The organism is Tunicatimonas sp., from assembly GCF_049647865.1.
In the GTDB taxonomy this organism is placed as follows: domain Bacteria; phylum Bacteroidota; class Bacteroidia; order Cytophagales; family Cyclobacteriaceae; genus Tunicatimonas.
Genome location: NZ_JBARYM010000258.1, coordinates 1 through 3,814, shown reverse-complemented (window position 1 = coordinate 3,814; position 3,814 = coordinate 1). Strand labels below are relative to the sequence as shown.

General features: G+C 42.7%; 5 protein-coding genes and 1 pseudogene. 4 read left to right on the top strand and 2 right to left on the bottom strand.

Translation table 11 applies throughout. The features are described 5' to 3' along the window. Positions 1 to 265, top strand: a pseudogene (locus WBA23_RS07990) (phosphoribosylanthranilate isomerase); the annotation flags it as partial. On the opposite strand, the gene WBA23_RS07985 reads toward WBA23_RS07990, so the two are convergent. Together WBA23_RS07985 and WBA23_RS07980 are read right to left on the bottom strand one after the other, a co-directional pair. Beyond that, positions 259 to 612, bottom strand: coding sequence for a hypothetical protein (locus tag WBA23_RS07985; RefSeq protein WP_424581748.1), 354 nt, complete (start codon positions 610 to 612; stop codon positions 259 to 261). The pseudogene WBA23_RS07990 and the gene WBA23_RS07985 sit on opposite strands and share 7 nt — an antisense overlap. Positions 613 to 665: 53 nt before the next feature. Beyond that, the gene (locus tag WBA23_RS07980) at positions 666 to 2,372 is read right to left on the bottom strand and encodes a sodium:solute symporter family transporter (RefSeq protein ID WP_424581747.1); all 1,707 of its coding nucleotides are present in this window, start codon (positions 2,370 to 2,372) and stop codon (positions 666 to 668) included. A 388-nt stretch (positions 2,373 to 2,760) separates the two neighbouring features. Here WBA23_RS07980 and WBA23_RS07975 point away from each other — a divergent pair, with 388 nt between their 5' ends. The 3 genes from WBA23_RS07975 to WBA23_RS07965 form a co-directional block, all read left to right on the top strand. After that, positions 2,761 to 2,964 (top strand): hypothetical protein, encoded by a 204-nt coding sequence (locus WBA23_RS07975; RefSeq protein ID WP_424581746.1) that lies wholly within the window; start codon positions 2,761 to 2,763, stop codon positions 2,962 to 2,964. A gap of 56 nt (positions 2,965 to 3,020) precedes the next feature. Then, on the top strand, positions 3,021 to 3,302 hold the full coding sequence (locus tag WBA23_RS07970) for a hypothetical protein (protein WP_424581745.1): 282 nt from the start codon (positions 3,021 to 3,023) through the stop codon (positions 3,300 to 3,302). 36 nt (positions 3,303 to 3,338) lie between these two features. Beyond that, a partial coding sequence (locus WBA23_RS07965) for a serine hydrolase (RefSeq protein ID WP_424581744.1) occupies positions 3,339 to 3,814 on the top strand: 476 nt, incomplete at its 3' end.

Sequence of the window (3,814 nt, the reverse complement as noted above, 5' to 3'; positions counted from 1 at the left end):
TCACCAACAAAAGGTCACTTATTTTGTGCTCGAAAACTCTCATGGCTCCGCTCATCTAACCTTGGATGATACGTTGCACCTAGCTGAGCATTATCCTATATTGTTAGGGTTTGGAATTACTCCCGACAATATTCTCTCACTGGTGGACAATAGTGCCATTTTAGGAATTGCCTTGAAGGGCAGTAACGAAATTAAACCTGGTTATAAAGACTTTGATGATTTAGCTGAAATACTGGAAGTATTAGAGGTAGACGAAACCTATTGAATCAGATTTTGCCGAGTTTCTACCTCCGATGCATTAAATACCCGAAGCTTAAGGTAAACTGTATCAGATAACACATTAGAAAAAACTGCCTCAGAACCGGAAAGAAAAGAAAGTCGTCGTTTGTCGCCCCTTGATAAGAATCCCTGATCAATGGATTCACCGTGTTCTAACTCTTCCGAAATGCGCACTGCATTAATTCCTTTATTGATGATTTTGATGTCGTACACTCCTTGATCGCCTCCGCTGAGAACAACTTTTTGCTGAGGAGGAATAGTAAGCTGTTGCACACTACCGCAACTCATAAGGAATAAGCAAGCCAACACTACTAAACAGTTTTGAGAACTCATTCTAAAAATAATTTCAGATAATTGATTATCAAACACTTTGATCCGCGCATAATTTACGTTGTTTCCTTCGGAGAACTAGGTAATAGCAGCTGTAGTAGGAAACCCATTACAATCATTATTGCACAACCAATAAAATTATACCAGAGAAACCCAATTTGATCGCGGAAGAAGAAAAACAGCGATAGCACCATACCCTCGGCAACCACGGCACCCCAAAACGTTGCCTTCGCTTGAATATACCGAATGTAAAATGCCGTAAGAAAGATTCCCAGAATAGTACCGTAGAAGAGCGAACCAACAATGTTGACAAACTCAATGAGGTTATCAGCCAGCGATACTAGCGAAGCGAAAATCATGGCAATAATCCCCCAACCTACGATGAACCAACGTGACATTCGCAAGTAATGATCATCCGAAGCTTCTGGCCGAATCGTGCGACGGTAAAAATCAATAGTGGTGGTGGTACCAAGCGCGTTGAGTTCCGAAGCAGTGGATGACATGGCGGCTGAGAAGATAACCGCTAATAGCAGACCTACCAGGCCCTGGGGGAAATAACGCATTACGAAGGTGAGAAAAATATAGTCGGCATCTTTGGTTTCATTCTCAGGATCCGCTTTCGTCACTACGTCTCGAGCCTGAGCTTTTAAAGAAAGTGTTTTTTCTTCTAAAGCCATTATTTGCTGTCGGGTAGCCGCAGCTCCCTCATCATCTTCAGTTTCAAGTTGGCTTAGCAGAGACTGAATATTCTCCCGTTTTTTCTCAAAAACCTGCTGATACTGCTGATCTAGTTCATCCCACTGTCCGGCATATTCTGACTGGGCTACGCTTTCTTTCCCCTTTTCAATGAAAAACAGTGGAGGCTGATAAAATTGATAGAAGACAAAAACTAATACTCCCACCATCAGAATTAAAAATTGCATAGGTACTTTCAGTAAGCCGTTCATGAGCAACCCTAACCGACTTTGGGTGATCGAACTACCCGTTAGATACCGTTGCACCTGCGACTGATCGGTACCAAAGTACGCCAGTTGTAGAAAGAATCCTCCCGCCAAACCTGACCAAATATTGTAGCGGTCACTGGCATCAAACTCCAGATTAATTACGTCGAGTTTGCCCATATAACCGGCAACGTCAATGGCATTCCCGAAAGAAATATCTTCGGGCAGTAAGTTTAGAATAACGAATACCGCGACGACCATTCCTCCCAACATTACACCCATTTGTTGCTTTTGCGTTTGGCTTACGGCCTTGGTACCACCACTTACGGTGTAAGCGGTTACCACTACTCCAATAATAAAAGTAGTCACTGATAAGCTCCAGCCCAGAATGGTGGATAGTATGATGGATGGCGCAAAAATAGTGATTCCGGCGGCTAGCCCCCGCTGTACTAAAAAGAGAAAGGCCGCTAGGATTCGAGTTTTCAGATCAAAGCGGTTCTCCAAAAACTCATAAGCGGTGTATACTTTCAACCGATAGTAGATAGGGATGAAGGTAATTGACAGCACAATCATTGCCAGTGGCAATCCCAGGTAAAACTGAACAAAGCCCAACCCCGACTCAAAGGCCTCACCCGGAACAGACAAAAAGGTGGTTGCACTGGCCTGCGTAGCCATTACTGACAGTCCGACCGTCCACCATCGGAAACTATAGCCCCCCTTCAAGTAGCTATCCATATCTTGCTTGCCTCGGGTACGATAAATACCGTAAGCTACGATGAATAATAGCGTACCGATTAAAACAACCCAGTCAATTAAACTCATGCGTACGCTTGGGTTAGCCAATAAAAGAAAACGATTGAAATGATTAGTACACCAGCTACTAAAGCGTACCAGCCTTTCCAGGATGAAAAGAGAGGAGGGCGGTTGTCGTTGTCCATACTAGGTTAGTTTAGTGGCTAAATCTACGCAATGCTAAGCGAAAGCCGGAATATTTAGCAGAAAATCCTGTTGATGAGGGTAATTCGAGCCAAATTTTCTGCAAACAACTGTTTGTATTCTAAATAGTAACCAAACTTATGAGAGTAAGTAAATCGGATATACAGCAATTCTAAAATTCCTTCTATGAGAAGGAAATACAGCAAGATACCTTGCTAATTCAAACCACAGTTTCAGTTGGATATGTTTGCTTAGTATTTGCTACTTTTGCTACATGACGACGCATAAACATACCCCTGAGTGGCTTAATGAACCTTGGCTAAATTTAAGTGAGATATGCGCCATGCTCACCGGGAGTCGAGAGCGTACCAAAACGGCCTATTTCGCCCAGCAGCGTAAAGGGCTACGCCCTTGGAAAGAAGAAGAACTAATTAAACTAGAAGAAATACGTAGAGAATTGAAAGGTAAGTTGGGATAACCCTTGTAAAGGATGATTGTATTTACTATCTTTATGGAAATAAAATCAGAATTAAGATGTCAGTAACAGAAGAACTCGAGATCAAACTTTATCAGCTGTTAAAAGAAGGTAACTGGAGCGATGACAATGCGCAACAAGCAGTAAATACGATTAAGGGTTTACAAAAAGAAGCTAACAAGGAATTGTTGACTAAAGAAGATTTTCTCCTTAAGTCGAATGATTTTCAGAAGCAACTTGGCGAAGTGCAGACCAGAATCATTATTTGGGTGGTGAGTGTTGGGGCAACATTGGCCACCATTACTATTGGAGCAATGGTGGCAATCAGTAAATATCTTTAAAAAAATTTACCCAAAGAGATAGTAAATACAATCAACATGAACGTATTAGGACTAGAAGAACCTCGGGCGATGTCTTTAAGTATGATCTTTATTTCTTTGTTATACCTATCGGCTAGTGGACAGAAAAGTCCTGAAGAAGTAATCAGACAACATGCCGGGAGCATTAGTGGTAACGTGGGCGTACATGCCATACTTCTAGAAACTGGCGAAACCATTGCTTACCAAGCTGATCAGCGATTTCCGATGCAGAGTGTGTATAAATTCCCGATTGCCATGGCCGTGTTGGATCAAGTAGACCAAGGGAAGTTACGTTTAGATCAGATTATCTCGGTATCACCGTCAGACTACATTCCTAAGCAGGGTTATAGTCCTATCCGGGAGAAGTTTCCGGCGGGGGTTGAGCTTACCATTAGAGAATTGTTAGGCTACACGATACGGAGCGACGGTTCGGCTTCGGATGTGCTGCTGAAAACTATTGGTGGGGCGGAAGTTGCCGATCAGTACGTTAGTAG